Annotated in this window: 3 protein-coding genes; all 3 read left to right on the forward strand. The window is 39.8% G+C overall.

From position 1 onward, the window contains the following. The coding region (locus tag GSY74_RS09605) for a fumarate reductase cytochrome b subunit (RefSeq protein WP_164664885.1) at nucleotides 1-661 on the forward strand (661 nt) is incomplete at its 5' end. Continuing rightward, the gene (locus tag GSY74_RS09610) at nucleotides 651-2,630 is read left to right on the forward strand and encodes a fumarate reductase flavoprotein subunit (protein WP_164664886.1); all 1,980 of its coding nucleotides are present in this window, start codon (nucleotides 651-653) and stop codon (nucleotides 2,628-2,630) included. The genes GSY74_RS09605 and GSY74_RS09610, both read left to right, overlap by 11 nt. Continuing rightward, a partial coding sequence (locus tag GSY74_RS09615; protein WP_164664887.1) for a fumarate reductase iron-sulfur subunit occupies nucleotides 2,623-3,334 on the forward strand: 712 nt, incomplete at its 3' end. The genes GSY74_RS09610 and GSY74_RS09615, both read left to right, overlap by 8 nt.

A 3,334-nucleotide genomic window follows, 5' to 3' on the forward strand; every position in this document is an offset into this window, starting at 1 on the left:
AGCCATTTTTATGATATTTCACATGCTTTTTGTCTCCACAATACTTATCAGTAAAGATTTTATGTTAAGTGTTACCAAAGCTTTTGAACTTAGTTTTATTTTTGAAGGAGGAACCCCAATTCCTGTCTTTATTTCAATAGCCATTGTATTTATAGTGTTTATATCTCATGCTTTTTTAGCTATGAGAAAATTCCCAATCTCATATAGAGAGGTTCTTCGCCTAAAGACTCATTCTGCTTTGATGAATCATGATGATACTAAACTTTGGATTATTCAGATTATTACAGGTTTTGCACTATTTTTCTTGGGTTCTGTTCACCTATATATTATATTAACGAATCCTGCAAATATTGGACCTTTTGCCTCTGCTGATAGAGTTTATAGCGATTTGATGTGGCCACTCTATATTCTATTACTAGTGGCTGTTGAATTTCATGGTGCAATTGGACTTTACAGACTAAGTGTTAAGTGGGGATGGTTTGAGAATGGAAATGCAAAAGAGAGCAGAAAAAAGCTAAAAAAAGCAAAATGGATTTTGAGTGGTGTTATGTTGACTCTTGGTGTGGCAACACTGATTGCATATATGAAAATAGGATATGAGCATCAAGCCAATTATGGAGAGAAGTATAATCCACAAGTAGAGGTGAAAAATGCAAATTAAATATACAGATGCACTAATTATTGGTGGTGGATTGGCAGGACTTCGTTCAGCTATTGCTACTGGTGCAAAAGGGTTAGATACTATAGTTATAAGTTTGGTTCCAGTCAAACGGTCACACTCAGCCGCCGCACAAGGGGGGATGCAGTCTAGCCTTGGAAATGCTATTATGGGAGAGGGGGACAATGAGGATGTTCACTTTGGAGATACGGTAAAAGGTAGTGACTGGGGATGTGACCAAGAGGTGGCAAGAATGTTTGTCAATACTGCCCCAAAAGCAATCCGTGAGTTGGCCGCATGGGGTGTGCCTTGGAGTCGTATAGAAAAAGGTAATAGAGAAGTTGTAATTAATACTAAGAAGACTATTATCACAGAGAAAGATGAGGCTCATGGGCTGATTAATGCCAGAGACTTTGGGGGAACCAAGAAGTGGAGAACCTGCTATACTGCCGATGCTACAGGTCACACAATGCTCTATGCTGTTGCCAATGAGGCGTTGAGACTAGGTGTTGTTATAGAGGATAAAAAAGAGGCTATCTCTCTAATAATGAAAGATGAACAGTGTTATGGTGCAATTGTTCGTGACCTCAAAAATGGTGGATTGACTGCGTATGTAGCAAAAGGAACCATGATTGCCACAGGTGGATATGGACGAATCTATAAACAGTCAACCAACGCCACTATCTGTAAAGGTACAGGTCACGCAATTGCTATTAATGCTGGAGCATATATGGGCAATATGGAGGCGATTCAGTTTCACCCAACACCTATTGTTCCATCTGGAATTCTGCTTACCGAGGGTTGTCGAGGTGACGGTGGAGTTCTAAGAGACAAAGATGGTTATCGGTTTATGCCTGATTATGAACCTGAGAAGATGGATTTGGCAAGTAGAGATGTTGTAAGCCGACGAATATTGGAGCATATCAAAAAAGGTAAAGGTGTCCCTTCCCCTTATGGTGAGCATCTATGGCTTGATATTTCAATTTTGGGTAGAGCTCATATAGAGAAGAATCTTCGAGATGTTCAAGATATTAGCCATACTTTTAACGGAATCGACCCAGCAGATGAGGGTGAAAAAGGTTGGATGCCAATCCTTCCAATGCAACACTACTCAATGGGTGGAATTAGAACCACGCCAAAAGGAGAGAGTGTCAATATAAAAGGGCTTTTCTCTTCTGGTGAGGCTGCTTGTTGGGATATGCACGGATTTAACAGACTTGGTGGAAACTCGGTGAGTGAAGCAGTCGTGGCAGGTATGATTGTGGGTAACTATTTTGCAGATTTTTGTAAAAATGTTGAGATTAAGCTCTGTATAGATTCTGTTCAGAAAGAGATAGATAAGCAGAACAGATACCTCGATGACCTGCTAAAGCTTGATGGAGATGAAAATATCTATGACATCAAAGATAAGATGAGACTCATTATGCAAGAGAAAGTTGGTATCTTTAGAAATGGTAAGGATTTGACAGATGCCGTAGAGGAGCTGAAAGTTCTGCTTAAAAAGACAGAGAATATAAGCATTACAAAAAAACATAGACTCCTAAATCAGGAGCTTGAAGAGGCGTATAAAGTGCCGATGATGCTAAAAGTTGCACTATGTGTTGCCAAAGGTGCAAGAGATAGAACAGAGAGTAGAGGGGCTCACTATAGAGAAGATTATCTCAAAAGAGATGATGAGAATTGGCTCAATCGAACCATTAGTTATTGGGAAAATGAGGATGATTTGGAGCCTACTTTGAAGTATGAAGAGTTGGATATTATGAAGATGGAGATTCCCCCTGCTTTTAGAGGTTATGGACGAAAAGGGATGATTCTTGAAAACCCACTTAGCCAAAAACGACAAGATGAGGTTGACAGGATAACAGCAGAGTATCAAGGTGATAGGTATGAACTCCAAGAGAGGTTAATGCCGTATGAGTTGCAACCTGAATATAAATCTAAAAATCAGAGAATAGGAGATGAAGATGAGTAGAGAGATAACCATAACAGCACTAAAATATAATCCATCTGATGAGAATTCGAAACCTACCTTTGAGGAGTATAAATTAGAAGAGACCCCAGGGATGACTCTCTATATTGCATTAACCAAGATAAAATCATCTCTCGACCATGATTTGACTTCAGATTTTGTATGTCGTGCAGGAATCTGTGGGGCGTGTGGGATGCTTATCAATGGAAAACCAAAACTAGCTTGTAAAACTTTGACTAGTGATTTTGAAGATGGCAAGATAGAGCTTCTTCCTCTTCCTACATTTAATCTCATCAAAGACCTCTCGGTGGATACTGGTACATGGATGGACAAGATGAGTATCAGGGTCAATAGTTGGATTGTTGCCAATGAGGAGATCGATATATCGAAAATCGAGAAACCAATTGAGCCTGAAGTGGCTGATGAGGTGTTTGAACTTGATAGATGTATTGAGTGTGGGTTGTGTGTGGCTAGTTGTGCCACAGCGATTATGAGAAAAGATTTTGTAGGAGCTGTTGGGCTTAATCGTGTAGCACGATTTTCTATAGACCCACATGACACACGAACTGATGAAGATTTCTATGAACTTATCGGTGATGATGAGGGAATTTTTGGTTGCATGAGCCTATTGGCTTGTGAAGACCACTGCCCTAAAGATTTGCCGTTGCAGAGCAAAATTGCTTATATGCGTCGGAAGATGGTTAAAG

This window comes from Sulfurovum sp. bin170, from assembly GCF_010892395.1.
Classification (GTDB): Bacteria; Campylobacterota; Campylobacteria; order Campylobacterales; family Sulfurovaceae; genus UBA1140.

What these genes read in the sequence shown, in the direction of transcription:
- GSY74_RS09610 (WP_164664886.1), top strand. Translation starts at nt 651, where the DNA reads ATGCAAATTAAATATACAGATGCACTAATTATTGGTGGTGGATTGGCA.